Source organism: ANME-2 cluster archaeon, assembly GCA_019429385.1.
In the GTDB taxonomy this organism is placed as follows: domain Archaea; phylum Halobacteriota; class Methanosarcinia; order Methanosarcinales; family Methanocomedenaceae; genus Methanocomedens_B.
In genome coordinates this window covers 81,578-108,379 of record JAHYIS010000004.1, presented here as the reverse complement: position 1 = coordinate 108,379, position 26,802 = coordinate 81,578, and the positions used below count along the sequence as shown (strand labels likewise).

The 26,802-nt window shown below is 44.8% G+C and carries 26 protein-coding genes; 18 read left to right on the top strand and 8 right to left on the bottom strand.

Features of this window, described 5'->3' with window-relative positions:
• The first annotated feature begins 140 nt into the window (after positions 1–140).
• Both K0A89_02925 and K0A89_02920 read left to right on the top strand, forming a co-directional pair.
• Positions 141–1,310, top strand: coding sequence for a PGF-pre-PGF domain-containing protein (locus K0A89_02925; protein MBW6517441.1), 1,170 nt, complete (start codon positions 141–143; stop codon positions 1,308–1,310).
• Between the two features lie 276 nt (positions 1,311–1,586).
• Entirely contained in the window at positions 1,587–3,389 is a 1,803-nt protein-coding gene (locus K0A89_02920) for a PGF-pre-PGF domain-containing protein (GenBank protein ID MBW6517440.1), read from the top strand.
• A 51-nt stretch (positions 3,390–3,440) separates the two neighbouring features.
• Here K0A89_02920 and K0A89_02915 read toward each other — a convergent pair whose 3' ends face one another.
• Positions 3,441–4,724 (bottom strand): TraB/GumN family protein, encoded by a 1,284-nt coding sequence (locus tag K0A89_02915; GenBank protein ID MBW6517439.1) that lies wholly within the window; start codon positions 4,722–4,724, stop codon positions 3,441–3,443.
• A gap of 191 nt (positions 4,725–4,915) precedes the next feature.
• On the opposite strand from K0A89_02915, the gene K0A89_02910 reads away from it, so the two are divergent.
• The 5 genes from K0A89_02910 to K0A89_02890 all read left to right on the top strand — a co-directional run bounded on the left by K0A89_02910 (position 4,916) and on the right by K0A89_02890 (position 9,478).
• Complete coding sequence (locus K0A89_02910; protein ID MBW6517438.1) at positions 4,916–5,191, top strand: PRC-barrel domain-containing protein; 276 nt, start codon at positions 4,916–4,918, stop codon at positions 5,189–5,191.
• A gap of 17 nt (positions 5,192–5,208) precedes the next feature.
• Entirely contained in the window at positions 5,209–5,949 is a 741-nt protein-coding gene (locus K0A89_02905) for a tRNA 5'-guanylyltransferase (protein MBW6517437.1), read from the top strand.
• Positions 5,950–6,023: 74 nt separating this feature from the next.
• Positions 6,024–6,488, top strand: a complete 465-nt coding sequence (locus K0A89_02900; protein MBW6517436.1) for a (Fe-S)-binding protein — start codon at positions 6,024–6,026, stop codon at positions 6,486–6,488.
• A 1-nt stretch (position 6,489) separates the two neighbouring features.
• Positions 6,490–8,226, top strand: a complete 1,737-nt coding sequence (locus K0A89_02895) for an aldehyde ferredoxin oxidoreductase family protein (protein ID MBW6517435.1) — start codon at positions 6,490–6,492, stop codon at positions 8,224–8,226.
• A 40-nt stretch (positions 8,227–8,266) separates the two neighbouring features.
• Positions 8,267–9,478, top strand: a complete 1,212-nt coding sequence (locus tag K0A89_02890) for a glucosyl-3-phosphoglycerate synthase (GenBank protein MBW6517434.1) — start codon at positions 8,267–8,269, stop codon at positions 9,476–9,478.
• A gap of 51 nt (positions 9,479–9,529) precedes the next feature.
• Here the strand turns inward: K0A89_02890 and K0A89_02885 are convergent, their stop codons facing one another.
• From K0A89_02885 to K0A89_02870, 4 genes are all read right to left on the bottom strand, one after another.
• Positions 9,530–10,762 carry a glucoamylase gene (locus tag K0A89_02885; GenBank protein ID MBW6517433.1) on the bottom strand — a complete coding sequence of 411 codons (1,233 nt, stop codon included), beginning with the start codon at positions 10,760–10,762 and terminating at the stop codon, positions 9,530–9,532.
• A 5-nt stretch (positions 10,763–10,767) separates the two neighbouring features.
• On the bottom strand, positions 10,768–11,295 hold the full coding sequence (locus K0A89_02880) for a hypothetical protein (GenBank protein ID MBW6517432.1): 528 nt from the start codon (positions 11,293–11,295) through the stop codon (positions 10,768–10,770).
• A 53-nt stretch (positions 11,296–11,348) separates the two neighbouring features.
• Complete coding sequence (locus tag K0A89_02875) at positions 11,349–12,161, bottom strand: HAD-IIB family hydrolase (GenBank protein MBW6517431.1); 813 nt, start codon at positions 12,159–12,161, stop codon at positions 11,349–11,351.
• A gap of 114 nt (positions 12,162–12,275) precedes the next feature.
• Positions 12,276–13,313, bottom strand: coding sequence for a hypothetical protein (locus tag K0A89_02870; protein ID MBW6517430.1), 1,038 nt, complete (start codon positions 13,311–13,313; stop codon positions 12,276–12,278).
• 119 nt (positions 13,314–13,432) lie between these two features.
• Between K0A89_02870 and K0A89_02865 the strand changes: the two genes are divergently transcribed.
• The 11 genes from K0A89_02865 to K0A89_02815 all read left to right on the top strand — a co-directional run bounded on the left by K0A89_02865 (position 13,433) and on the right by K0A89_02815 (position 22,387).
• Positions 13,433–14,515, top strand: a complete 1,083-nt coding sequence (locus K0A89_02865) for a radical SAM protein (GenBank protein ID MBW6517429.1) — start codon at positions 13,433–13,435, stop codon at positions 14,513–14,515.
• A gap of 40 nt (positions 14,516–14,555) precedes the next feature.
• Positions 14,556–14,879 (top strand): DUF2551 domain-containing protein, encoded by a 324-nt coding sequence (locus tag K0A89_02860; protein ID MBW6517428.1) that lies wholly within the window; start codon positions 14,556–14,558, stop codon positions 14,877–14,879.
• 38 nt (positions 14,880–14,917) lie between these two features.
• Positions 14,918–15,730, top strand: coding sequence for an aspartate dehydrogenase (locus tag K0A89_02855; protein ID MBW6517427.1), 813 nt, complete (start codon positions 14,918–14,920; stop codon positions 15,728–15,730).
• Between the two features lie 61 nt (positions 15,731–15,791).
• Entirely contained in the window at positions 15,792–16,502 is a 711-nt protein-coding gene (locus K0A89_02850; GenBank protein ID MBW6517426.1) for an ABC transporter ATP-binding protein, read from the top strand.
• A 3-nt stretch (positions 16,503–16,505) separates the two neighbouring features.
• Entirely contained in the window at positions 16,506–17,180 is a 675-nt protein-coding gene (locus tag K0A89_02845) for a heme exporter protein CcmB (GenBank protein MBW6517425.1), read from the top strand.
• Between the two features lie 82 nt (positions 17,181–17,262).
• Positions 17,263–18,621 (top strand): FAD-dependent oxidoreductase, encoded by a 1,359-nt coding sequence (locus tag K0A89_02840; protein MBW6517424.1) that lies wholly within the window; start codon positions 17,263–17,265, stop codon positions 18,619–18,621.
• 110 nt (positions 18,622–18,731) lie between these two features.
• On the top strand, positions 18,732–18,902 hold the full coding sequence (locus K0A89_02835; protein MBW6517423.1) for a 4Fe-4S binding protein: 171 nt from the start codon (positions 18,732–18,734) through the stop codon (positions 18,900–18,902).
• 16 nt (positions 18,903–18,918) lie between these two features.
• The gene (gene trxA / locus K0A89_02830; protein MBW6517422.1) at positions 18,919–19,311 is read left to right on the top strand and encodes a thioredoxin; all 393 of its coding nucleotides are present in this window, start codon (positions 18,919–18,921) and stop codon (positions 19,309–19,311) included.
• 220 nt (positions 19,312–19,531) lie between these two features.
• The gene (locus tag K0A89_02825) at positions 19,532–21,235 is read left to right on the top strand and encodes a hypothetical protein (protein ID MBW6517421.1); all 1,704 of its coding nucleotides are present in this window, start codon (positions 19,532–19,534) and stop codon (positions 21,233–21,235) included.
• A gap of 4 nt (positions 21,236–21,239) precedes the next feature.
• Positions 21,240–21,728: a DNA-binding protein gene (locus K0A89_02820; GenBank protein MBW6517420.1), complete on the top strand. Its 489-nt coding sequence runs from the start codon at positions 21,240–21,242 to the stop codon at positions 21,726–21,728.
• A 53-nt stretch (positions 21,729–21,781) separates the two neighbouring features.
• Complete coding sequence (locus K0A89_02815) at positions 21,782–22,387, top strand: orotate phosphoribosyltransferase-like protein (protein ID MBW6517419.1); 606 nt, start codon at positions 21,782–21,784, stop codon at positions 22,385–22,387.
• A gap of 52 nt (positions 22,388–22,439) precedes the next feature.
• Here the strand turns inward: K0A89_02815 and K0A89_02810 are convergent, their stop codons facing one another.
• From K0A89_02810 to ppdK, 3 genes are read right to left on the bottom strand one after another with little or no spacing between them, the layout of a single operon-like run.
• Positions 22,440–23,552, bottom strand: a complete 1,113-nt coding sequence (locus K0A89_02810) for a DUF2117 domain-containing protein (protein MBW6517418.1) — start codon at positions 23,550–23,552, stop codon at positions 22,440–22,442.
• A gap of 11 nt (positions 23,553–23,563) precedes the next feature.
• Positions 23,564–23,902 (bottom strand): DUF2098 domain-containing protein, encoded by a 339-nt coding sequence (locus tag K0A89_02805; protein MBW6517417.1) that lies wholly within the window; start codon positions 23,900–23,902, stop codon positions 23,564–23,566.
• Positions 23,903–23,956: 54 nt separating this feature from the next.
• Entirely contained in the window at positions 23,957–26,608 is a 2,652-nt protein-coding gene (gene ppdK / locus K0A89_02800) for a pyruvate, phosphate dikinase (GenBank protein MBW6517416.1), read from the bottom strand.
• Positions 26,609–26,802: the final 194 nt, after the last annotated feature.

Here is a 26,802-nt window from a genome sequence, read left to right as displayed (position 1 = left end):
CGGGTATGACACCAATCACATGGACAGGATTGTGGAAGGAAGAGGTACCCGGGTTCCAGGTATTGATAGCCTTATTTGTACTGGTTGTATTATCTGTCACTGGCCGGAGGCGGGATTAGATGACCCGGACCAATGTTAAAGTGGATGAGATACTGGACAATCCTTTGTTCATGAATACCGTTCATCTCATAGGCACATTGTGCATTGGTTATATTTTTTTAAGAATTCTCCTTTATATCCTCGATGTTACAAAAATTGGTCTTGGATGGCTTGAAACTCATCAGGATGGGGGTCTGTTCATCATTATCCTGATATTTGCCCTCTCACTTTTGATAATAGATGCAGGTATTAGTCTGGGCCGCAGACGATTCGGTGATGAAAGATATTCTGTGGTTGAAAGTGTAATATCACTGGTCAGAGCAGTTACACAGGAATCACCCGAGTTACCTGTTTTACCCGATTTATCCTTAAAAGTAAATGATAAAACCGAAACTGGTATTCCACGTACAGAAAGACCATCTGGTATCCCTGATGGTTTAGAGCTCAAGGGGGCTGTTATCAGGGAAAGACAAATCAAAAAACCAGCGACAATATCAGGATTAAATCAAAAACCAGAGCCAGTGGTTAAAAAATATGAAACGCGGCATGCACCTGTTATGGAACCTACCCGTCGTGAAGCTGAGAAACATCTTTCTTTTGACGATATTATCAGTGAATTAAAAGCTGGTGAGAAACATGAAGTCAAACCAGAGCCCGTACTTTCAACAGTATCTGCTTCAGCACCGGTTCTAAAAGAAAAACAGGCCATACCTGAAAAACCTGTATTGCTGGAAGATTTTATAAAAAAACCAGTTCCAGATAAAGAGCCGGAATCTAATATAATGTTCTATGAATCTGTGCCGATACTTGTCAAGGAAGGGAAAAGGGTAATCAAGGCATTTGATTCAAAACACAGTATAAACGTCATCGATTTCAGGTCAAAAATTTCAAAAAAAGACGTGAAGATCACTATAGAACTATTGAAAGAACATTCTGTAAAAGCTGGTCCTATTACGGAAGGGCTTGTATATGAGTTCGATAATATTGGACTTAATATACATGATGAAGCTGTAGATAAAGCGGTTATCAGGTTCAAAATAGACCGGAAATGGATAACTCAAAACAAGATTCGTAATGTGCAACTCGAACTGTTCGTCAATGGTAAATGGGATATTGTTACTATAAAGGGGATTGGCCAGGAAGCCATGTATTTATTCTTTGAGGCGAGTATGCCTTCTCTCTCCGTACCTATCGCAATTGTAGGAACCTGATAAAATGTTTTGATATAACAATTCTGTCACTTTTTTCAACAATAAAAAGCAGGAACCATCCGAAAGACATATTAATTTTGATTTCGTATAGTAGTTAATATAGATTCATCCAATCAGGGGGTTGGAAATTTACTATACATTTGAGGGAATAGTCAGAAGGTACACAACTGTAGGCAATCCTATATTATTCGATACTTTCGAGTGAGAAAAAGGATATCGGATACAAATAAAATTTAGCTAAATAGAATATTGTACTTAATATTTTGGTGATGAAAATTGCGGGGATTATATTTATCAGTTGTTGGGATATTGCTTTTATTTGTAACAGTTGGAGTTGTTAGTGCTAATGTGACTACCCCCCCTTCAAACATAACTGATCTTAACAATATTAGTTATTCAGCTACATATATCAACTGGACATGGATCGACCCATCCGATGCTGACTTCGCAAACGTAAGCATCTGGATAAACAACACATTCATCAAAAATATTTCAAAAGGGATTCAATTCTTTAATGCCACAGGTCTAATCCCTAATTCTAAATATACCATCTCTACCAAAACTCAGGATAACAATAGTAATATCAATCATACATGGACGAATCATACAGCAACAACCGCTCCTTTCCTTGATACTACCTCTCCCACCGCTGTTGCTGGTCCTGACCAGACCGTTAATGAAGATACAGTCGTTCATTTCGATGGTTCCGGTTCATCTGATGATGTTGGTATTGTCAGTTATTCCTGGGATTTCGATGCCAGTAACGATATAACTGTTGACGCCAATGGAGTTACTACAACCCACACCTACTCCAATCCTGGTACATATACGGTTACCCTTACGGTTAGTGATTTTGCTGGAAATTCTGACAATGATACATTGACCGTCACTGTAAATGAAGTTACAACCACTAAAAGCACTGGTGTTGGTAGTGGTGGCAGCACCGGCACGTCAGGTGAAACCTTCAAGAACATAATCTGCACAGAAACCGACCGCAGATTTATCGGTAAAGACCAGGAGGTCAGCTTTAATTTTGAACTGGAATGTAATTATGTGAAATATATCAACTTTACAGGTCTCGTCAGTTTTGGAAAAGAAGCAGTAAAAGTAGAGATTCTCAACCACACCTCATCACTGGTCGATAAAGACGCTCCCGGAGTAATTTTCAGTAACCTGAATGTTTGGATCGGCAGCTTTGGCCTGATATCTGAAAACAATGTAAATAATCCAACAATCTCATTTATTATTGATAAATCATGGGTAAAAGAGAATGGTATTACGTTAAATACCATTTACCTTTATAGTTATGATGACTCAAGAACAGACTGGGAAAAGATGTATACAAAGAAGATCGGTGAAGATTCAACCACGTATTATTACCAGGCCAGTCTTCCAGTAAGAATAAATATTGGGCCACTGGCAATCTCGGGAAGCAATGTATCATCCCCTTCAATGCTCGCATCCAATTCATCGATAATACAAACTGTTCTTCCCACCCATAACACAACAGTGCAACCAACTGAAAAGAATAATACGACAATTGCACCAATCATGTGGACAGGTTTTCTGAAAGAAAAACTACCACCAGGCAAAATTTTGTTAACGTTTTTCGTAATAATCTCAATCTATATCGGGATATCACATACCATGGCAAATAAAAATAAAGTAAATAAACTACCTGCAATGATGGGTGAATTATCCAGGACAGCAAAGAAATTGCCAATTGTCTTGACACAATTTTATTTTAATTTAAAAGAAAAACCTTTATTTGTCACTCGACCCAAAGAAAGACACTCTCATGTTCCCGATAGTTTTTGGCATAAGGAACCCGACAAAAAAATAGTGCCAATTAAAGTACCTGCACCAATACCCGGACGGACCTCAAAACAAACATTTGCTATTATCCTTTCAGATGAAGAGCAAATACCGGATCCTGAGCATTCACGGCATATAACAAAGAGATATCCATACTCTAATAAAATAAATCCAGAAATGCCATCGGAAGCAAGTCTTGAAAAAAACCAAAATCATGACCAGTTCTGGAGAAACGTCCAAAATGACCCTGAAAAAGAATCCTGATGGAGACAGCCGGAAATGGTGTTATTTTCCTTAAGGAGAGTTGTTCCCAGTTCAAAAAATACTGCTAAATACATCATTCAGGACAACAGTCGGATTGATATTTGCCACACGCAGCACCACATATATTCCTATGAATGTACCCAGTACGCTTCCCAGGTTGGCAAGAGCTGCCACCAGCAGCACCCGAAACAGCGGAATCCCCATCATTTCTCCAATAGTCTCAACATCAAGTAATCTCTTAAAATCATGTGGGGATGGAGGACGTTGTTTTGCTTCCATAAGTCCTGCAAACCAACCTGCTGCCATCAAAGGATTCAGGGAAGTAAGCCAGGCCACTGAAAATGCTGTCAATATGGACTTTGGATGCCCCCCGGCCAGGGCAGCACCGGTAGCACTCAGTACACCGTTTATTACGATCCAGTAACCCATGACAATAAATAACATATAAGGTGAAATGGCACCCTGCATAATCCCCAAAATGACCAGTAAGAACGTGGCAATCGCAATTACCACAAAACTAAATCCAACTATCTTCATGAGGCTGAACCTCTTTTTAGGTACACTGACCAGTTGTTCCATGGGGGGAAGACTCTCAGGATGCTGCAGGTAATTATTGATACCCTGCCTGTGCCCGGCACCTACTACTGCCACAACCCTTCCTGTCTTTGCAGCCTTCAGCAGGTTTGTGGTCATATAAGCATCACGTTCATCTATGAACACCCTTGCTGCAGAAGGTGCAAATTTACGAAGTTCATTGATCAGCTGGGTGACAACATCCTGTTCAGTAACAGAATCAATATCCACTTCTTCACCTTTTAGCCCCACAGCCGCCATCAGTATGGCTCCAGTCATTTTGAGCTTTTCCCAAAGACCCATGCTCATCCAGAATCGCTGCAATGTTATCTGGATGTCACGGTCCAGAAGCACGATACGGGCACCTGTGGATTCAGCTTTTTTAATTGCATGGATCATCTCAGCCCCCGGGTCAACTCCCATATCATCGCCTATCTTCTTTTGCACATAGGCCAACAACCAGTGTATCAGGAAATAGTAAGGCTGGCTACCACCGAGAATATCCTTTGGAGATATCTTTTTTTCCTCTACCTGCTCGGTCAGTGCCTTGTACCGTGCAGGACATAGTTCTACTGCGACAATATCAGGCTGTTCACGCTCAATAGTTTCGTCAACCTCGGTAACACTTTTATTCGAAACGTGGGCTGTACCCACTATGATGATGTTGTCTACCGGGTTATCAGAGATAGGGGAATGTTCCCTGTCTGACTGACAAATGTTGAACGAATAATTGATTTTATATTGATTATTTTCCGAATTCATTCATTCACCGTATATATTAGGTAATTGATGATAAGAACACTGGTGATATTACGGGATACTACATATACTTTCATGAATAGGAAAATAAACGCTACACCCGGGTTAACGCTCGCATAGAAGTACACGCATCAAGCACTATTAATAAACTATATAACCAGTAAGGTTAAATGAGTAGCAATAGAGGGAATAACATGCGTGCTGAAGTATCAACCTTGTTTGGATTAAATGTTTATACTGATAAAGGAGTCTATGTGGGAAAGGTCAACGATCTAGTACTTGACCCAAATGAATCCAAAATATCAGGATTGGCTGTCGGGAAGATCAACCCTGAATTGTTCGATATTGCACATAAAGGTGTAATTCTTCCTTACCGCTGGGTAATTGCATCAGGTGATATTATCATTATTAAACAGATGGCTCACCGTTTCAAGAAAGAGGCAGCTGAGCCTGAAAAAGAATCGGATTAAAAATTCACAACCACAGGATGAAGAATAAGGAATTATTTTCACAGTTAAAGGTTGTCAGCACTGCCGTATTAAGAGTTGACGGCAGGGGTTTTTCCAAAACCCTCCGTAAACTTGAGTTCAAGAAACCGTATGATATTCGTTTTACCGAGAGTATGGTTCGTTCCACCCATGATTTTTTTAGCGAAAGCGGTATTAATCCCACGTTTGCATATCTGTTCTCGGATGAGATAAACCTGGTATTTACCCGGGAGTTACCTTTTAACGGCAGGCTTGAGAAAATTGATTCTGTCATTCCCAGTTTCATTGCTTCGGCACTTACCATACACCTGAAAAGTGCCTACCCCCTGTCCTTTGATTCAAGAGTATCTATCATAGACAGAAATGAGATTACTGAATACCTCAACTGGCGACAAAATGAGTGCTGGCGCAACCTGGTAAGTTCGTATGCCTATTATCTGTTGCTTGAGGATGGAATGAATGCTAAAGAAGCTGCAGTAAAGCTGAAAGGTATGAAATCAGACACATTACACCAACTTGCCTGGGAACATGGTATAAACCTTGCAGAAACACCGGCATGGCAGCGCCGAGGCGTCATGATTTACAAACAAACGTTTGAAAAACAGGGACATAATCCTCTTACCGGAGAAAATCCAATGGTCAGCAGGACAAAGATAGTAGAGGATTGGGAACTCCCATTATTTAAATCAGATGATGGGGAGCAGTTGATACATTCGATAATCAATGAGCTTCAAACTTAGAACATCTCTTTTATGAAGTCTTTGCAGTCAAAGCCAGAATAAACCGGATATCTGAAATAATGAAATAATTTAGAATGAAAAGCATAAGTGTACCTTATGCTAAATTAAATGTTAAGGGAGGAGGAGTAATGCCAGCCAAGATTAAAGTGGCGAACCCGAACAGGTGCATTGGCTGTTACAGTTGTATGCTTGCCTGCAGTCGCGCCAATGCAGATTCAGTTTCATTAATAGACAGTGCCATTGATATCCGGACATCTGGCGGTATTGAGAGCGGCATCGGAATAATCGTCTGTCGTTCATGCATAGACCCGCCATGTGCCAGGGCATGCCCGACCGGGGCCCTGGCACCCCGCAACGGCGGCGGTGTGGTGCTGAACAAGAACCTGTGCGACTCGTGTGGGGTATGCGCTGATGCCTGCCTCCCCCGGGCAATTCACTTTGACAGGGCGGATATGCCGGTGATCTGTATCCATTGTGGCGTATGTGCCAGGTTTTGCAGTCATGATGTACTTGAGATAAGAAAGACCGAGGTGCTGTGATATGTGGTCCAATGTGCTCTATATCGACCTTGAGACCGGTGAGCACCATACCCGGGACCGGCACGACCTGTTCGATAAATACCTGGGCGGCACGGGAGTTGCTACTCAATTGCTATTGGAAGAATGTCCTCCCGGCATTGATGCACTCTCACCCGGAAATCCCATCATATTCAGCATCGGGCCCCTGACAACCATCTTCCCCTGCGTTTCCAAGGTTGTGTCCATGTTCAAGTCCCCTATGACCGGGGAACTGGGCGAATCCCACGCAGGCGGGCGACTGGCAATGGCAATGCGGTTTGCCGGATATGACAGCATAGTCATTAAAGGACGCGCCGCAAAACCGACTTACTTATCGATACACGATGATGAGGTCAAGCTCAAGGATGCAACAAGTATCTGGAACCTGTCATCCGTGGAGGTCACAGGGAAGATACTGCGCGAAGTAGAACCGGGAAAGGGAAGGCGCAGTATTATGCGTATAGGAAAGGCCGGGGTTAACCAGGTCAGGTATGCGAACGTGAATGTCGATACATACCGCCATTTCGGAAGGCTGGGCCTGGGCGCGGTATTCGGCAGCAAGAACCTCAAAGCCATCGTTATATCAGGGACCGAAGAGGTAGAATTGCCTGACATGTCCGCCTATAAGAAGATGTATAGCAAGCTCTATGAAGAAGTGGTGGATACCGAAGTCATGGACAAGTACCATGACCTTGGAACGGCTGCCAATATCAATGTTCTGAACCAGTTGAAGGGTCTGCCCACCAAGAATCTCAAGCAGTCACACTTCGAAAATGCCGAGAGTATTTCAGGAGAATACTTTGCAGATAACCTGTTATTACGCAAGATCGCATGCAGTAACTGTCCTATCGGGTGCATTCACATTGCTATGCTCAAGACACCATTCCAGAAGGGGCATGAATTTGAGGTATCCCACATCAGTTATGACTATGAACTCATCTATTCCCTGGGTACGAACCTCGGCATCACCATGGGTGAGGATGTGCTGCGCCTTATTGACAGGTGCGAGCAGTATGGTCTTGATATAATGAGCACCGGAGGTGTGCTGGCATGGGCAACAGAAATGTATGAACGCGATCTGATCACCCCACCAGACACTCTGGGCATATCACTGCGCTGGGGTGATACTGACAATTACCTGAAGATCATCGATCGTATTGTCGATATGCCAAATAAATTCTACAAGGCACTGGCCAAAGGTACTGCAGTAGCAGCAGCAGAATACGGCGGCAAAGAATTTGCCCTGAACCTGGGGCGTCTTGAAATTGCAGGGTACCATACAGGGCCCGCTTCAATAGTGGGTCAGATAGTGGGCGTGCGGCATTCCCACCTGGACAATGGTGGATACAGCATAGACCAGAAAGCTTCCAGCCAACAATTGAATGAGGAGCAAATGGTGGATAAACTCATCTATGAAGACTACTGGCGCATGATAAACAATAGCCTGGTATGCTGCCTGTTTGCCAGGGGTGTGTATGGCGAGCAGAACATGATTGATGCTCTTGAATGTGTAGGTATTAAAAAGACCCGGGACGACCTTGAGGCAATAGGTAAGGAAATATTCCTTGCAAAATATGCATTCAAGGAACGTGAAGGGTTTGATATGGATAACATTTCAGTTCCGGCACGGTTTTTTGAGACCGTGTCCCAGCTGGGCATGCTAAAAGAGGATACCGTGAAAAATATGTTGAAATTATATCGGAAAAAAACAGGTATATAGGTCCAAATACGGTTCTTTGAATAGAAAGGGGTGTGGGCAGATGGATTTTAGGCAGGAATGGATAACAACTATCCATGATTTCAGGATAGACGAACAGACTATCATAGCATCACTCGAGGAATTGAAAGATGAGCGTCCTATGACGTTATTGATACCGATGTTCTATGACGAGATACAGGGAATCAGTCTGAATACGATTATTGACCGCATTAATGAATCGACCTATCTGAACAGGGTTATCATTGCTCTTGCAGCAGATGATGAACATAAATATGTTGAAGTCAAGGAATTCTTTTCCAGGTTAATGATACCTCATACAATTGTGTGGTGTAATGGCCCCACGGTAATGCATATTATCGATGAACTGAAAGAGAAGGGGCTTGACATCACCACGTTTGCCGGGAAAGGCAAAGACACCTGGATAGCATTGGGAGTGGCAAGCCTTGATAGTTATGCCATAGCCATGCATGATGCTGACATCGTATCATATTCAAAATTACTTCCTGCAAAATTGTTCTATCCTATTGTAGAACCAGAGCTCAGTTTCTTTTTCAATAAAGGCTACTACGCAAGAATTGACATGGAAAAACTGATAATGTACGGCCGGGTCTACAGGCTTTTGCTCAGTCCCTTGCTCAATGCATTACTGGAAAAAACGAAATATAGTTCGAATTTTTTAAAGTATATGTGCGCGTTTAAATATCCACTATCAGGAGAGTTCGGTATGACTTCGGACCTTGCCATGAATATACGTATTCCTGGTGATTGGGGGCTTGAGGTAGGACTGCTTGCCGAAGTTTACAAGGGTGCTGCGCTTAAGCGGATATCCCAGGTTGACCTGGAATTCTACGAACACAAACACCGCGCGATTGGGACCGATTCTGATGAAGGTATCCTGAAGATGATAAAGGATATCACCAAGACCATATTCCGCAACCTTGTGGAGGTTGATGGGATAGATATTAACGAAGCATTCCTGCAAAGCTCCATTGTGCTGTTCAAACGTACCGCTCAGGACCGCATACGGCAGTATCATGCCGATGCCCTGTGTAACGGTTTGAATTACAGCAGGCATGCAGAAGAATGCATGGTAGAGGAATTTTCCAGGATTGTGCTTATTTCAGGGAAAGAATACATAGATAACCCCACGGGACTACTGCTCCCTGACTGGAAAAGAGCCATATCTGCCATGCCGGATACCAGGGAAAAATTGAAAGACGCTGCCCTGCATGACTACAATACGTACCGATAATACCTGACCCACCATATTCCTGTACCTTAGTATCAACGTGCAGCTATGGAATCAGGATTTAGTTAAAAATTTTGTCTTATAGTTATTATATGCTATGATGAACTCTGCATGGGGCCAGATGAGGGGCATAATAACATAAGCGAATCCTTCTTTCCATTTAGGATGTGCTCTGATCTGTTCTATCATTGTAATTTTACTGTCCCGTAATATCCTGGCATTGGTATAATCTTCCAGCCACATTTCGAACCGCTCAACTGTTGAGATATGTTCCGGTAGCATGTAATCATGAGCCATACTTATTACCCAATCCAGGTATTTCTCTGCCATGTCCCGGTCATTCACTGCCGTGTAATGGTTGGAAAGCTGGCAGGTAAAATGGAGCCATGGCCCATACCCTCCATTGTTGCGGTCCCAGAGTTCAGGATACCGGTTCAACCCTCCCAGTTCTTCATCCCACAGTAATTTATCGATGCGCTTTACCGTGTTTACATTTCTCAGGTCATGTTCATCGATGAGACCGAACAATGCAGGAGCATATTCAACAGCATCCACATCGATAACACTGGATGCATAGGCATCGTACCCGATCGGATTACTGCTTTTGTATTTCACTCTGATGCATTTAATGAACGACCTGCGCCTTGGACTGTACAGCCGCTCAAGAATTGCCTCCCTGACCTGCTCGGCCTGTAGACGCCATTCCCCCACATCTTTGCCCAAAGCCTCTCCTATCTCCACGGCTCCGAAAAGTCCGGCACAGCAGGTGGAATTGGCATATATCTCAAATCCATGTTCATATGCAGGGTATTCATGGATACTGTTGATGGTGTGGATCAGGTTGACTTCTTCGTTTTTATTTTGTAATATGAAATTAACTGCTCTTTCAATAGCTTCCCAGTACTGTTCGCAAAATGCCCGGTCGGCAAGGCTTTCAAAGAACATACCGCCAGTGGCCTTGAGATACTTGTTCAGGGCATAGAGGGTAAGGCCGTTACCATCGATCTGCAAATCCTTGTAACTGGTATCGTTCCCGTCCACATCATACCGCTGGCTGAACTCGCCAGAAGGTTTCTGGGCGGCAAGCATGAATTCAAGTCCTTTTTTCGCTTCGGGGAGTAATCCTGCCGAGACAGTACCGAGAATGCAGATGGAATGATCACGGGGGTAGATGAAAGGATACCTGGTCCCGGGCGGGCTGGCATAGAACCCACCATTGGGGTGCTGGTTTTCGATAAGGATCTTCATACAGTTCGTGTAAAGCTTCTCGGCCTCCTTAAGGTCCATCGTTCTCAATCCTCCTTGATGAACTTGAAAATACACACTCCTTTCTTCAATAGGGTATCAACGTCTTCTTTACTCACTCCTGCTTCGGCAATTGCTTCTTCATTATATACGGGTATGTTACCGGTTACCGGGGACTTGCAGGCAAAGTGCAGTGTTTTCATACCTGCAATTTCTGCTCTTTTCGCGCGATATGCATTATGCATAATGCAAAGGACAGAAGCTACTGCAGGACATTCGGTCTTATCTTTATCCTCATTTTCACGTCTATTTACATATTCTACAATTCTATGGTATTCTTCCGGTCGTTCACCGAACATATCAATAAATCGTATTAATTCATCTGAGAACGGGCACAATGTAATGTAATTTAAATCTCCTTCCGGGTCCCCTTCCAACCCGGGTCCCTGTGTTTCTGCCAGATCTCGTCCAATCTGGAATAACCATTTAACGGTCATTTCAGGTCCGACCATATCAACAAGGTCCGATATGCCTACCATAAATGCCTGTGGCAGCATGCTGCCAAGTCGAATCATAACTCATCACTCCCTTTGTACTCTACGATATCAACAGTACTATACCATATGTTTCATCTTAGAATATTAATAAGTTCCCTGTTCCATCCTTCAGGACCAATACCATCTCCTTTTTTGATCCCTGGATGTGTGACGTCCGGGTCATAGATACCACCTGGTTTTTGCACCAGTATGGCAATATCAACTGCTTTTAACATAGGCAGGTCATTCAGGCTGTCACCAATACCTATAGTCCTGATCCCCGGCCACGTGCGGCGGTACAGGCCGGTCAATATCTCCACTGCTCGCCCTTTATCGTTGTTGCCCATAATATGGTAATACCGTCCACCCCTGGTACAGTTAAATCCCCGCCTGACAATCTCCCTTACCAGTTCGTCACCTTTTGGTGCAGGACTCAAAACCCTGAAAGCTTCGTCATAGTCACGGCGTTTGGCCAGGGCTGCAGCTTCTGCACTGAGTCCTGTATCTGTGCACACTTCGTCAACATCCATGTCCCCGAAACCTACGGCTTCGCACTGAATATCGGTGCATACTTCTTTTAAGGTCTTCTCAAGGATGTCATATTTCACGCCAAGTTCGATGACCCTGTAATGGTCAGATATTTTATCGTATTCGTAAGGAAGATCAAAATAATCCTCAGGAATAAATATGGCGCCGCCGTTCTCAGATATTAACGGATGGTATAGTTCCAGTTCTTTGCAATAGACTTCAAGTTCTGCCCTTGTCTTGCTGGTGCAAAACACCAGAGGAATATGCTTTTTACGTATCAGGTCAAGAGCCGGGAGAGCTGCTTGATATGAATACGTATCATGGTCTATCAGCGTGCCATCCATGTCAGTATATATGACGTATTCAGGCTCAGGCATGTTAACACTCCATTCTATAGTTGGACTGACAGGTATATTACATTTTACTATATGTCCGGAGTTTAAAAACAATAGCGTTCTGTGCTCCGGCATAGAACCGATGTAAGATTATAGCTATTCTGTACGGCTCCGTTTCTTATAGTAATACAGTCCCAATGCACCTGCAATCACAAGCACCACGAACAGATATGCGCTGTTCCCCACCTTTTCGCTAAAGGGTATAGTCTCATAGACTATGACAGGCGCTTTCATGACATCAGATATCCGGATATCGCCCCGTTCATCACGGAATTTCACTTCAGTATTGATTCCGTAGGTCTTAGGAAGTGCATTTCCATCTACTTTTATCCTGTACTTTGCCTGATATGAATCTCCCGGTGCCAGTGTACCCATGTATGCCTGGTCATCAGTAGTACTGAAAGGGTCAACCACACTGATACGGCCCACCGCATCCTGAGCAGTCTCATCCCCTATATTTTTGTAGGTTATGTAGAGCACGGTCTGGTCGCCGGGTCTTAAGTGAGAAGTGACATCCTCTACCGAAAAAGATGCCCTGGGTTTCACTATTATTGTCACAGGCAATGTCTGGTTCCTGGTAACGTACCAGTAATCATACTCCTGGTCAGGGTAACCATCCACTTTAACATCGTACTGGTACTGGTATGTCAGGTTCAATGCAAATTTGTAGGTACCTGAAGGAGCATTGTTGAATATCTCAATATCGAACTCCATGGGCGTAGATACCTCACCTTCCCGCAGCGACCCGCCCTGTAAAACCCCGCTCAGGACCTTTACCGGTGCATCATTGATGTTTTTCAGTGTTCCCCGTATATTCAGGGCTGTGGTCACATCATATTCCTTGTCAAGTTCTATCTGGGCATCCATTATTTCATCAGCATTGGAAGGCGTATTCACTGTTCTGAATCCAAAGACAAGTCCATCGTTCATCAACTGGATGAACAATGTGGCCTTATCACCTGCATTATATTCATTATCACCAATTAACGATGCAGATAAACCCGGCTCACCAATAACGTCATAATAATCTGTAGTGAACTCCCAGATATTTGATGGAATAGACTCAGAGGTTGCGTGGGCAGATGCTGCGAATACCAGCACCATGGTAAATAATATAAGTGAGATATTTTTCATTTTCATAAGGAATATCTACTAACCGGAGATATTTTATCAAATCCCCCGTTTGATTGTTCAGTTATTCTTTGTGTTACCTCATAGATATAATATTTATGAAAACATGTAAGGGTTTTATCATGAAATATGAAACTGATTCTGGTTCATTTTATAATTACCTGCCCACAGGCTGCACATTCTGCCGGGATGGAGCAAAAATGGTACTGTTCGTAACCGGATTGTGCCATCGTGACTGTTTCTATTGCCCAATATCAGAGGAAAAGCGACAAAACGATGTTACTTTCGCCAATGAAAGACCGGTTTTATCAGACGAGGATATACTTTGTGAAGCGCGCAGCATGCGGGCACAGGGTACTGGGATAACCGGAGGCGAGCCGCTTCTAATGCTGGAGCGGGTCCTGGGTTATATAAGGCTCCTTAAAGGCGAATTCGGACCTGGACACCATATACATCTCTATACTGCCGATATTCCTTCCAGGGAAACACTGGGACAACTCCACTCAGCCGGACTTGACGAGATACGTTTCCATCCTGACATGGATACCTGGGACCGGCTTGAGGGTGGCGACTATGCTGCATCCATTGAAGAGGCTAAAAAAGTGGGTATGGATGTGGGTATTGAGATCCCGTCCCTTCCGGGGGCGCAGCATGTTGCTGATTTTGCCCTTGAACATGATATATTCATTAACCTAAACGAACTTGAGGTCTCCCTGACCAATTTACAGGCAATGGACCAACAGGGATTTTCCACCGTAAATGATGAGGGCTGTGCCGTTGCAGGGAGCAGGGAAAATGCACAGGCAATCGTAGAAAATTGTTCCGGGTTGCATGTACATTTTTGTTCATCCAGTTTCAAGGATAGAGTACAATTACGCAAAAGACTACTTCGCACCGCACAGACCATAGCCCGTGAATTTGATGAGGTCACTCCTGATGGCACTCTGCTATACGGGGTCGTGAAAGGAAAAGCTGAAGGTATCACTGGTCTCCTGGAGCATCTGGACGTGCCCGGAAACCTGTATGAATGCACCCGGGGAAGGATAGAACTGGGTTGGTGGGTGCTTGAGGATATTGCAGATGAGATTGCCAGTGGTTTTTCAGCCTGGTATGAAGAATGTTATCCCACATACGGAAGGATGGTGGTTGAAAAAACACCCCTTGATAATGCAGATGGCTTTAATATTAACGCCAACTTTTATTAACCTATAAAAGAACATAATTATCCTTAATTCTAATACAATAATGAGTAATTGGTGGTTAACACTGAGCCAGACAACAGATCAAGTAAAAGAAAGGTTGGTTAAATATCTGCGTAGGGATGAGACCAATCTGCGCAAGACCGTCCTTAATATGTTCCTGAATGGAGATACCTATACCACGAACGACATATACAATAACCTGGTACAGCATGGATTTGACGTGAACTATCGCGGTGTCTCAGCCATGGTAGGATTGATGAACACCCGGCTTGGTATTTTGCGCATAGACGTGACAAGGGAGCACAATCATTATTCCTTGAAGGATGATTTTACAGACATAGTAAAGGGTGTTCTGGATAATTTTTAGGTGCAATGAATAGTTAGTTTCAGGATGAGGATGTTGGTATGCTCAGGGTAGGAGTAGTTGGTTGTGGTGCAATCGGTTCAATTATCTGCCGCGCTCTGGATAAGGGCATTGAAGGTGCTGAATTGGTAGCCATTCACGAGCACCATGCTGAAAACATTGATACACTCTGTGCAGAGTTGTCCCATAAACCAGGGGTTATGAAAATTAGCGAGATGGTGAAAGAGGTAGACCTGGTTGTTGAATCTGCCTCGGCAATAGCTGTTCCCCAGGCTGCCATTCCCGCATTGGAAAGTGGCTGTGACGTGATGATAATGAGTGTTGGGGCCCTGGTCGACGGGCAACTCCTCGATAATCTTGTTGATCTTGCCCGCATGCATAATTGCAGGATATATCTGCCATCAGGTGCTGTAGCGGGTATTGATGGCATCAAATCTGCATCTGTTGCCCCAGTGCAATCGGTGACATTGACCACCACTAAACCGCCAAGGGGACTGGCCGGAGCTCCCTATATAGTCGCGAACAAGATCGACCTGGATGCTTTTGACCGGCCTTCCGTCATATTTGATGGAACTGCGTTCGAGGCAGTAAAAGCATTCCCTGCCAATGTGAATGTGGCGGCATGCATCAGCCTGGCAGGTATCGGAGTGGACAGGACAAGGGTGAAAATAGTGGTGGACCCTGGATCCACCCGGAACCGGCATGAGATTGAGGTAATAGGGGACTTTGGCAGATTTACCACCGAAGTGGAGAATATCCCATTCCCGGAAAACCCGAGGACCAGTTACCTGGCAGCACTTTCAGCGGTAGCTACCCTCAAGAAGATAGCCAGCCCGCTGCAAATCGGAACATAAAAAAAGTAAAGCATTAATATTAATTTCCTATTGTACACAGTATTTACAGGAGCAATCAGCCATTATCTCGATAAAACATCTTTCAAAGACGTTCGGAAACCACGATGTTCTTAATGATATCAACCTGGAAATACCGACCGGTGATTTCCTTACTATATTTGGTCCCAACGGTGCGGGCAAGACCACCCTGGTCAAGATAATGTCTACGCTGGTAAGCCCTACTTCAGGGACTGTCAGGGTACACGAGCATGATGTGAGGGAATCTCCGCTTGAAGTGAGGCGGCTTATCGGCATCATATCCCACGAAACCTACCTGTACCAGGACCTTACTGCCAGGGAGAACCTGTTATTCTTTGGCAGGATGTACGGTATGAAAGCGGATGTACTGGATAGCAGGATACATGAACTGGTCGAGGAAGTTGGATTGCAATACCGCCTGGATGACAGGGTGGGTACGTTCAGCAGGGGCATGAAACAGCGCCTGAGCATTGCCCGCGCTATCTTGCACGACCCGAAGGTATTGTTCCTGGATGAGCCATATACCGGTCTTGACCAGCATGCTGCTGCGACATTCGATTCCATCCTGAAAGAACTGGATGTTTCAGATAAAACCCAGGTCATGGTATCGCATGACCTTGAGAGGGGTATAGCACTGGCAGATAAAGTGGTCATCCTATTCGGCGGCCGTATCGTATTCGAGACCGAAAAAGACACCATAAAGGATATTTATGAGTTCCGGCAGACCTATGAACAGTATGTGCACGAGGTGTAAGATATGAAGGAATTATTGTACCTGGCCTGGAAGGACCTGCTTATGGAGTTCCGGACCAAGCAGATGCTGAACAGCATGATAATTTTCTCGCTCCTTGTGATCGTTATTTTTAGTTATTCTTTTACGAATGTCCTGTTCAGCATTGAAGTATCTGATATTGCTCCAGGCATATTGTGGATAGCGTTCACGTTTGCAGGGATGCTGGGACTCTCGCGTTCTTTTGCCGGTGAGAAAGAGGACGGGTGTCTTGATGGTTTGAAACTGTGTCCGGTTGACCCGAGCGCCATCTATCTGGGAAAGGTGACCTCGAACCTGATCATAATGTTCATGATAGAGGTTATTATTGTGCCCCTTTTCATGATACTGTTCAATTTTACCGATATTAAGAGCCTTACCGGGCTGGGTATTGTAATACTGCTGGGTACTCTGGGCTTTATACTGGTGGGAACCCTCTTCTCAGCCCTGACCGTGAACATGAGGACAAGGGAAATACTGCTGCCTGTCATCCTGTTTCCCATAATCATACCATTGATCATGTCAGCCGTGCTTGCAACCCAGAAGGTCCTGACAAGTGGTAATATAATGGATGCTGCTGATGAACTCAGGCTGCTGCTGGTATATGATGTGGTATTCTTTATTGCAGCACAGTTGATGTTCGAGTATGTGATAGAGGATTAGCAGTTAATTGAACTTGATGTTCCCGTTGACTGCTCGTAATATCTGTTACCTTTATGTCTGATATTGTTATAAAGTACGAGTAATGATAAACATGGCAGAAAAGAACATTGTTATAGTTGGATTGGGTGTGGGCGGTTTTTCCGCTCTGATGGCTGCAAAGAGGATATCTCCTGAATCACATATTACTATTGTTGAGCGCAGGAATTACGATATGTTCTCACCCTGCGGGCTGCCCTTTGTTATCGAAGGCATCATCCCGGATTCGGAGGACCTGAAGCATATACTTCCAACCGGCAGTATGGGAGTTGAGAAACTGCTGTTACATGAATTGCATTCGATCGATGCGGAAAATAAGGTAATAAAAGTTGAAGACCTTGCAACAGGTACACAAAAAGTGATAGTATACGATAGTCTCATCCTTGCTACCGGGTCAGAGCCGTTCATCCCTCCTGTTCCGGGAGCAAGAGAACTGCTGGGGAGGGGCGTTTATACCCTTAGTAATACTGATGATACGAATACAATACGGGAAGCTGCCAGAGGTAAGAAACATGCCGTGGTCATGGGCGCCGGTCCAATCGGGCTTGAAGTTGCAGTGGCCCTGAAATCCATAGGTCTCGATGTTGTGGTGGTGGAAATGCTGGAATGGGCATTCCCTAAGGCCCTTGATAAGGATATGGCCAGTGCAGTGACCAATACCCTAACATCTCTGGGAATACGCTCATACATGGGAAAAGCTGTGGAAAAAGTAATTGGGGAAGAGCATATCGAAGCTGTGGAAGTGGGTGGTGAGACTCTTGACGCTGACCTGTTAGTGGCAGCATCTGGTGTCAGGGCTGACCACTCGATTATGAAAGATGCAGGTATTGAGATAGGACGGTTCGGCATTACCACGAATAGGGGAATGATGACAACTGTAAAGGATATCTTTGCAGCAGGCGATTCAGTTGAAGTAACAAATCCGTTGAGCCACAGGCCATGGGCATCCCAGCTTGCCAATTCGGCTTACAGGCAGGGTGCCGTTGCAGGTACGAATGCGGCAGGTGGTTATGCAACTTACGACGGCTCACTGACTACTTTTGTCTCAGTTGTTGGAGACCTGGAAGTGGCAGCTACCGGATTTAATAGTTACTTTGCTGCAATGTACGGATTTAATGTAGTGAGCGGAAAGGCAAAAGGGAAAACAAGACCAGATTGGTATCCGGGAGCCGAGGATATTAGTGTAAAGGTTCTGGCAGATTCATCTACCGGAAAGCTGCTTGGTGCCCAGGCTGTGGGCAAGGGCGCTGCTGCCAGGATAAATGTGGTGGCTGTAGCACTAAAGGGAAATTTGACCGTACATGAGCTGGCAGAAGTGGAACTCGCATACTGCCCGGCTGTTTCTGAAACCTATGACGTATTAACAAAAGCCTGTGACTTTGCGGTGCGCAAGTTGAATAAATAAATTCGTATAAATACGATGACTACACACAAATGCACGGTTTTGTGAAAACTACGCATAAGTATATGTATCAATAAAGCATTTATCATATTGGTGATACAATGACTGTATTAATGAATGAAAATGCATGTGACAAAGCCCCACGTTGTGGAATGATACGATTATGCCCTGCAGGTGCAATATCCCAGCAGGCCGGCGGATATCCTCAAGTGGACCAGGATAGCTGCATAGAATGTGGTCAATGTGTAGATAATTGTCCACACCAGGCTTTGTCCATCGTGTAGTCATGGTGAACTACCAATGGATGAACTGGAAGCGATAAGGAAACGAAAATTAAAGGAGTTGGAAGAAAGCTTGAATAAACCCAAACTTGACGTGCCCATAGAACTTACTGACCAGGACATGGATAAAGCCTTAACTGAACATTCAAAACTGGTAGTTGACTGCTGGGCAGTATGGTGTGGTCCGTGCAGAATGGTGGCACCCACAATTGAAGCACTTGCCAAGGAAAAAGCAGGACAGATCGTCTTCGGGAAACTGGATATTGACAATAATCCACAGACAGCAATGAAATACGCCATAACGGCAGTTCCGACAATGCTGATATTCAAGGATGGTAAACCGGTTGGAAGGGTTTTGGGTGCACTTCCAAAACAGCAATTAGAGGCAAAGATTTCTGAATTACTGAAGTAATCCAGAATAATCTTTTCTTTTTTATATATAGTTAAACGTCATTATTTTTATTTATATCTAATTTTATGTCCACTACTCTGATTTTATTTTAGTTCAATTTATACAATCGTATTCATTAACATCAGATACAGTAAATCAGTATATACTACATAAATAATATTCTTGAGTTAAGCTCCTGATTATCGTTTGTTTTAAGTACTAATATAAAATATTAGTAGGTATGATAGGTATTATCTCCGCTGCATTTGAATTCTTACCTATAGCTATTTTATTGTGTATCTTTTTCCTGATGGTATTGTACCTGAAATATGTGAACGGGCAAAACCTCAGATCAGTTGGTTCTGATATTTGTCTTGGCGCGCTTTTCATACAGGTCACTATGTTGACCTTGCCAGTGTGGACGTCAGGAGAGATGCACATAAATATCCTGGTTCACATAGTAACGCTGGTCCTTACATTATTTATCTGGTTCTTGACGGTCTGGCTATTGAAACGAAGAAAACCATCACGTAAACACTCGACCAACGTTATTCAGAACATCACATACTACTTCAGGAAACATAGCAGTACCAGGGAATCTCTTTCCTATATCCTGGGTTCCACCGGATTGACATTCAGTTTAATGATGATGTTCAATGTAGTCGAAATAGGAGCAGATAACTGGAAATCACTGATAACTCCATTTTTTTTAGCAGTTTTGACTTCAGCAGGAGTGGGTTATGCTGGACATGGCATTTACAAATATTTACAAAATGAACAGTATACCCATAGTTTTGAACGTTTTTCAAATGAGATTACCAGGGACAATGTACTGCTTACTGTCCAGAGCAGCGGGAGCCAGATGCACGAGCGTGACCCTGTCCAGCCGGTTGTGGATATAATCAGGGGTTCGATAATGAAAGATGTGCTCGGTCCGTCCATGTTCGGCCTGTCCATATTGAAGCATAAAAGTATTGAACTGATGACGGCTTCTGGTATGCGCAAACACAATCTTGTAAAGGTCACATTACATTTCGTGGGTCATATTGATGATATTGGCAAACTGGCCCTGCGCATGGATGAGGACGAGGCTGCCAACGAAACTATTGAAACTCTGGGTGATATTGGCAAGTGTGCTGTGACCAGGGGATTTGATGCCCCTGCTGATGACATACTGAGACGAATATTTGAATATTATGACGTGTTGAGCCAGAAAAATTTTGAGATTATGAAGATAACGGTTACCGGTGCTGTCAGAAAGATTGGAATTGCAGCGGCAGCTCACAGCATAGATTCGACATCTTCGAAAGCAGGAAATATGCTGGGTATTATTGGAGCAGCTGCCATCAGAAGTAAGGAAATGGATACCCTGAATAATTCCATTAATGCATTATATGATATTGGCAGGGAGGCTGCAGTACATTCTGTAGAAGGGGCCGTGAGGAAAACTGCCCTTAAATTACGCGATATTGGCACTTCAGCCGTCCAGAACAACCTGATTGAAGAGAGTGTCAGGATAGTATCCAAACTGGAAGAAATGGGCGTTATCGCGGCATCAAATAAACTGGAATTGGGTACTGAACAGGCTATCTGGTCTATCAAGGATATCGGGCTGTCCTATGGATACCAGCGGGAAGAAACAGGTCTTAATGTAGTGGTTACTGCTCTTGCAAATGTGGGTGTGGAGTCATCACTGCGAAAACTTGGGGATGCAGTGGACCAGGCTGTATGGGCATTAAAGGAAGTGGCCAGGTATCCCATCACGGAAGGACTGGAAAATTCTATTTCGATTTCTGCAAATGCATTTGCCAGGCTCTCAGAACTGGAGCGTGTGAAGGTCGATAAAATGATAAAGGAACTCGAGCGCTATTTTGGTGCTGACGAGACTAAACGTTTCAATCATTTTGAAAAAGAATATAATTCGGCAGCAAAGATAAACAGGTAAACAAATGGAAGATAAAGTATATGTTATTGATACTTCCGGCTTTATTGTGGGTGTACAGATAACGGATGGTGCCATAATAACAGTGCCTTCTGTTGAATACGAGATTATTGACAGCTCCAGCCGTTTAAGGTTTGACCTGATGCAGGATGCAGGTATGAGAGTCGAACCGCCCCTTGCTACATTCAAAGAACAGGTAGTATCAGCTGCAGTATCTACAGGGGATGCAGGTGTGCTCTCTCATACTGATATTGATGTGCTCGCAAAGGCCCTTGAACTTATACAAAAATTTACGGTGACCCTTGTAACTGATGATTATGCTGTCCAGAATGTGGCTTCTGTTCTTAAAGTGGAGTTCAAGCCTGCCGGTTCAACAGGGATTTCAAAAGGAATAGTATGGGAACTGTACTGTACGGGATGCGGAGTAGTAGTGAAGTCTGGCAGTGAGTGCAAGATATGTGGTTGTGCAATAAAAAGACGCAGGGCGAGCCATTGACGGTTCTGGATTAAATATATAATGTTACAGGATGAAGTATTGTTGGTATTGCTATGAAGAACATTAGAGAACTTATTCAAAAAGCGCTTGAACTCCAGCAAAGCGGTCTTTCAGAGGGGCAGATTGCAGATGAACTTAATGTTTCAGGGGATACGGCGACCTGGCTTTTGGCCCATTCCGCGAAAGGCGAAATTTCCCAGGCTCCAAAGGATATTTATGTAAACTGGAGCAGTATCGGGAAAAATTCAAAGCGGATAAGCCTGGTAGCAGGTATTATAACAGATATGCTGCTGGAGAGCCTTGAGAGGTCGCAGTCCAATGTGGATGTGGTAGTGGGTGTGGCGCTGAGCGGTGTGCCATTAGCCAGCATGGTTGCCGAGGAACTGGAGGTTGAGCTGGCAGTGTTCCAGTCCAACAAGCAGTCCCATAAGGGCATGCTATCCCAGAATTTCTCCAGTGTGGACGGTAAGGACTGTGTCATCGTGGATGATGTGATTACTACCGGGAATACTACAAGTAATGTCATATCGCTGCTCAGGTCAAGGGAGGCAAATCCAACTGCTATTGCTGTATTGATCGACAAGAATGGTATGGATTCCATTGATGGTGTACCTGTGAGTTCAATGCTCAAGGTTTCAAGAGTGGATAAGATAGAGTAATGAACAGAAATATTAAGACAAAAGGTTTAATGAACTGAGGAAGTTCCTGCCATCAATACCGTAATATGTCCTCAACCAGTCCTTCAGCGATTTCCAGTACATCATCCAGTATCCCCTTAAACCCAGCACTTCCCATCTCAATCCTATCCCTGCCACCGAAAATCTCCTCATACACCCGGTGCCCCACAATATCATCATTCCCGGGTGCCAACCGTATGATTACTGAACTCTGGGGTATGTGAATATGATGAGTGATACCGTCCAGGTCACCATCAGTAATCCCTATCAAGGGTATGCCCAGCCTGGTCAATAAATCCCCGGCTACTGCTGTTGTATCATCACCAACTGTCACTGCAACATCCGCGTCCTTGGCAATCTCAAAGGTCTGCTCTGCCGAATGGTCGATGATCACCACAATTCCTGAAACGTTGTGCTTAAGTACCCTTGGTGTAACATCAGCAGTTCTGAGCGGTCCTGATCTCACAATAGCATTTGTAAGGTCAACCTGTTTCAGTTTATCGACTCCGTGGGCCTTCAGCCTGCCGCCCTGAAGTTCAATAATGGCGCCATTCCTGGCAACGATACAAACCACATCTGACAGAGCTTTACCGACCACGAAGCCATTGACCGTAATGTATTCACCCGGCCTGACACCGGCAATCCTCCTCCTGATCAAATCATCCTTTATCTCAAGGCATGTCAGGGATCCAGGCGGCTGGACTACTCTGACCCCGACCCATTTTTCAAGTCCGTCCAGCAGGGCATGCATCAATAGGGAATCAGTCATCCCAGTCCAGGGTATCAATACACAACCACCGACTTCTGGCGATGCGAACTCAACCTGTATCAGTGGTACGGCACAGGAACCAAGGATTTCAAAAACCATGTGGCCGAAGGCAAACCCGGACCTGGCACATTTCCCCTCATTGACCAGCAACACCGCATCACAACACGTACCCAGAGCTAAAACTGATTCGCTGGGTTTCTGGCTTGCGCTGATATCAATAACATCTTCCAGTCCCGCATCGATCACGGCTGCCCTGCCCATAGTACCGCCAAGTACAGCCCTGACCTCACCCATACCGGCGACTATTTCAAGTACTGTGTTAGCTCTCCCTGAATCGATGACTGCAGGTCCATGGATAACGACACCAATACGTGTCATACAGTAAGTGTCTATCCGCCAGCTTCCAGATTTGCATCGTCCAGTCTGGCTTCCTTGGCATCGTCCTTTGCTTTCTCCAGCACTTCCTCAATCTCTTCTTTGGTAAACTGCCGCTCTCCCATTTCATCTTTCTGTTGCAGTTCAGTGAGCAAAGTAAGTGATTCAAGCTTGTACAGCAGGTCTTTGGTATCGATAATTGCCCATGCACCTTCCGAATCACAGATGATCTCGGTTACATGACCGGTAGTACCGGTCCCACCATACCGTACAGGGCTTCCTACCTCAAGGGGTTGGCCGTGGGCATCCACAACTGGATGCGTTCCAGATTCGCATTCTATAATCTCGGGCATGATATTCCTTCAATCCAGGATTTACCTTCAAAGGCATTAACATTTTTGTTAATGCTATTCATCCTTCTTTAACACAGCATGGGCCGCAGCCAGCCTGGCAATAGGAACCCTGAATGGCGAGCAGCTTACATAATCCAGCCCGATATTATGGCAGAATATCACACTGCTGGGTTCGCCGCCGTGTTCGCCGCAGATACCGACCTTCAGGTCCGGCCTGGTCGACCGCCCCTTCTCAACCCCGATCTTGATGAGCTGTCCCACACCTTTCTGGTCGATTGCTACAAAGGGGTCGATCTCAAGTATGCCGTGCTCCACATAATAGGGTAAGAACTTACCTGCATCGTCACGACTCAAGCCGAACGTTGTCTGGGTCAGGTCATTGGTACCGAAACTGAAGAATTCGGCCTCACCTGCTATCTCATCTGCAGTAATGGCGGCCCTGGGCAATTCTATCATGGTACCTATAAGGTATTCCAGTTCAACTCCCTGCTCATCCATGACCTGCCTGGCAACCGATTTCGCACTCTCTTTGGTTATCTTGAACTCGTTGATATGCCCGACCAGGGGTATCATCACTTCAGGCACGATCTCATATCCTTCCTTTGCCAGTTCGCAGGCAGCCTCAAATATTGCCCTGACCTGCATATCATAAATCTCAGGATAGGTTATACCCAGCCTGCATCCACGATGTCCCAGCATGGGATTGACCTCATGGAGGGATTCTACCCGTTTCATCAATTCCTGCAATTCATGGAGTTTTTTAGTATCTCCGGATGGTTTCAACTTCATATACTCATCAAGCAGTTCATCATGCTTGGGCAGGAATTCATGGAGGGGTGGGTCCAGCAGCCTGATGGTTACCGGATATCCTTTCATTACCCTGAAAATGCCTTTGAAATCGCCACGCTGCATGGGCAGCAGTTTATCCAGGGCAGCCTTTCTCCCTTTTTCGGTCTCGGCCAATATCATCTCCTGTACGATAGGTATCCGCTCATCGCCAAAGAACATGTGTTCGGTACGGCACAGGCCAATACCTTCGGCCCCGAAATCCCGGGCTATCTGGGAGTCTTTGGGTGTATCTGCATTGGTCCTCACACCAAGGGTTCTCACTTCATCTGCCCATTCCAGTATGGTTTCCATTTCACTGTTGATTTCAGGGGTGATGAGCTTTACCTGTCCAAGAATAACCTCACCGGTGGAGCCGTTCAAGGTGATATAATCGCTTTCATGAATAGTATGACCATTCACGATGAACAGTCCCTTTTCCTCATCAATCTGAATAGCACCGCATCCTGCCACGCAACACTTTCCCATGCCACGGGCCACCACTGCTGCATGAGACGTCATTCCACCACGAACGGTCAGGATACCCTGGGAAACATACATTCCGCCGATATCTTCGGGGGAGGTCGCATTGCGCACCAGTATCACTTTCTCTCCTGCCTGGGACATCTTTTCAGCATGTTCCGCGGTAAATACTACTTTACCCACGGCAGCACCCGGTGAAGCAGGCAGTCCTTTGGCTACTGATCTCACTTTTTCATTCGGGTCGATCATGGGATGAAGGAGCTGGTCCAGCTGCTCGGGTTCCACCTTGAGCAGGGCCTCTTCTTTGGTGATCAATCCTTCATCATACATATCTGTAGCAATCTTGACCGCGGCTGCTGCAGTACGCTTTCCTGTCCTGGTCTGCAGCATATAGAGTTTGCCCTGCTGGATCGTGAATTCGATATCTTCCATTTCCTTGAAGTGGTGTTCAAGCCTCTCCTTGATGTCATCCAGTTGTTCATATACTTCGGGCATTTCCTGTTTCAGGGTCTCTATGGGATGTGGAGTCCTGATTCCTGCCACTACGTCCTCGCCCTGGGCATTCATGAGATACTCGCCATAGAACATTTTCTCACCTGTGGACGGGTTGCGAGTAAATGCTACGCCGGTTCCAGAATTTTCACCCATATTACCATAGACCATGCACTGCACGTTCACGGCAGTGCCCCAATCGTCCGGGATATTGTGTATCTTCCGGTACGTAATGGCCCGTTTTGTATTCCAGGAATCGAAAACGGCATTGATGGATCTCCACAACTGGTCCATCGGGTCCTCGGGGAAGTGCTCACCTGTCTTTGATTTGACCAGTGCTTTATATTTTACCACTACGTCTTTGAGGGCTTTAGTATCCAGTTCGGTGTCATTGGTTACCTTCAGTTCAACCTTCTTTGCATGCAGGATATTCTCAAATTCCTTATGCTCGATGCCCAGCACCACATCCCCGAACATGTTTATGAAACGCCTGTAACAATCATAGGCGAACCTCTCATCCGCTTCCTGTGCGAGGCCGACAACGGTTTTGTCGTTAAGTCCCAGGTTGAGCACGGTATCCATCATACCTGGCATGGATATCCGGGCACCTGACCTGACAGATAACAATAAAGGTTTGACCGGGTCGCCAAATATAAACCCTGTATCCTTCTCCAGCTTTGCAAGTTGTTCAGCTACCTGTTCTTCCACACCATCTGGATAATGCTGCCGGTGATTGTAATAAACGGTACATACCTCAGTACTTAAGGTAAATCCTTGAGGCACCGGTATTCCCTGTTTTGCCATTTCAGCCAGATGGGAACCCTTACCGCCAAGCAGATTTTTCATTCCTGCATTACCTTCAGTTTTGTCTCCACCGAAAAAATATACGTATTTATGGTCTGCCACGTAGCGTCCTCCAAATCCTGTCCTGAATAATTATTTTTAAAGCCGACAATTTGACTCGAAATTCAATTAAATGCTTAATAATATTACGGTCTGATTTTGGGTATCTTTAAATATTTCCCTAAAGTCCGGATACTGGACCGAAATATGTATAAATATCATCTCAGTAAACGTTTACTGAAAAATAGTTCCATTTA

What these genes read in the sequence shown, in the direction of transcription:
- K0A89_02890 (MBW6517434.1), top strand. Translation starts at nt 8,267, where the DNA reads ATGGATTTTAGGCAGGAATGGATAACAACTATCCATGATTTCAGGATA.
- K0A89_02860 (MBW6517428.1), top strand. Translation starts at nt 14,556, where the DNA reads ATGAGTAATTGGTGGTTAACACTGAGCCAGACAACAGATCAAGTAAAA.
- K0A89_02875 (MBW6517431.1), bottom strand. Translation starts at nt 12,161, where the DNA reads ATGCCTGAGCCTGAATACGTCATATATACTGACATGGATGGCACGCTG.
- K0A89_02905 (MBW6517437.1), top strand. Translation starts at nt 5,209, where the DNA reads ATGAAGAATAAGGAATTATTTTCACAGTTAAAGGTTGTCAGCACTGCC.
- K0A89_02915 (MBW6517439.1), bottom strand. Translation starts at nt 4,724, where the DNA reads ATGAATTCGGAAAATAATCAATATAAAATCAATTATTCGTTCAACATT.
- K0A89_02840 (MBW6517424.1), top strand. Translation starts at nt 17,263, where the DNA reads ATGATAAACATGGCAGAAAAGAACATTGTTATAGTTGGATTGGGTGTG.
- K0A89_02845 (MBW6517425.1), top strand. Translation starts at nt 16,506, where the DNA reads ATGAAGGAATTATTGTACCTGGCCTGGAAGGACCTGCTTATGGAGTTC.
- K0A89_02825 (MBW6517421.1), top strand. Translation starts at nt 19,532, where the DNA reads ATGATAGGTATTATCTCCGCTGCATTTGAATTCTTACCTATAGCTATT.
- K0A89_02885 (MBW6517433.1), bottom strand. Translation starts at nt 10,762, where the DNA reads ATGGACCTTAAGGAGGCCGAGAAGCTTTACACGAACTGTATGAAGATC.
- K0A89_02900 (MBW6517436.1), top strand. Translation starts at nt 6,024, where the DNA reads ATGAAAAGCATAAGTGTACCTTATGCTAAATTAAATGTTAAGGGAGGA.
- K0A89_02895 (MBW6517435.1), top strand. Translation starts at nt 6,490, where the DNA reads ATGTGGTCCAATGTGCTCTATATCGACCTTGAGACCGGTGAGCACCAT.
- K0A89_02870 (MBW6517430.1), bottom strand. Translation starts at nt 13,313, where the DNA reads ATGAAAAATATCTCACTTATATTATTTACCATGGTGCTGGTATTCGCA.
- K0A89_02835 (MBW6517423.1), top strand. Translation starts at nt 18,732, where the DNA reads ATGAATGAAAATGCATGTGACAAAGCCCCACGTTGTGGAATGATACGA.
- K0A89_02855 (MBW6517427.1), top strand. Translation starts at nt 14,918, where the DNA reads ATGCTCAGGGTAGGAGTAGTTGGTTGTGGTGCAATCGGTTCAATTATC.
- K0A89_02815 (MBW6517419.1), top strand. Translation starts at nt 21,782, where the DNA reads ATGAAGAACATTAGAGAACTTATTCAAAAAGCGCTTGAACTCCAGCAA.
- K0A89_02820 (MBW6517420.1), top strand. Translation starts at nt 21,240, where the DNA reads ATGGAAGATAAAGTATATGTTATTGATACTTCCGGCTTTATTGTGGGT.
- trxA (MBW6517422.1), top strand. Translation starts at nt 18,919, where the DNA reads ATGGATGAACTGGAAGCGATAAGGAAACGAAAATTAAAGGAGTTGGAA.
- K0A89_02910 (MBW6517438.1), top strand. Translation starts at nt 4,916, where the DNA reads ATGCGTGCTGAAGTATCAACCTTGTTTGGATTAAATGTTTATACTGAT.
- K0A89_02880 (MBW6517432.1), bottom strand. Translation starts at nt 11,295, where the DNA reads ATGATTCGACTTGGCAGCATGCTGCCACAGGCATTTATGGTAGGCATA.
- K0A89_02865 (MBW6517429.1), top strand. Translation starts at nt 13,433, where the DNA reads ATGAAATATGAAACTGATTCTGGTTCATTTTATAATTACCTGCCCACA.
- K0A89_02805 (MBW6517417.1), bottom strand. Translation starts at nt 23,902, where the DNA reads ATGCCCGAGATTATAGAATGCGAATCTGGAACGCATCCAGTTGTGGAT.
- K0A89_02810 (MBW6517418.1), bottom strand. Translation starts at nt 23,552, where the DNA reads ATGACACGTATTGGTGTCGTTATCCATGGACCTGCAGTCATCGATTCA.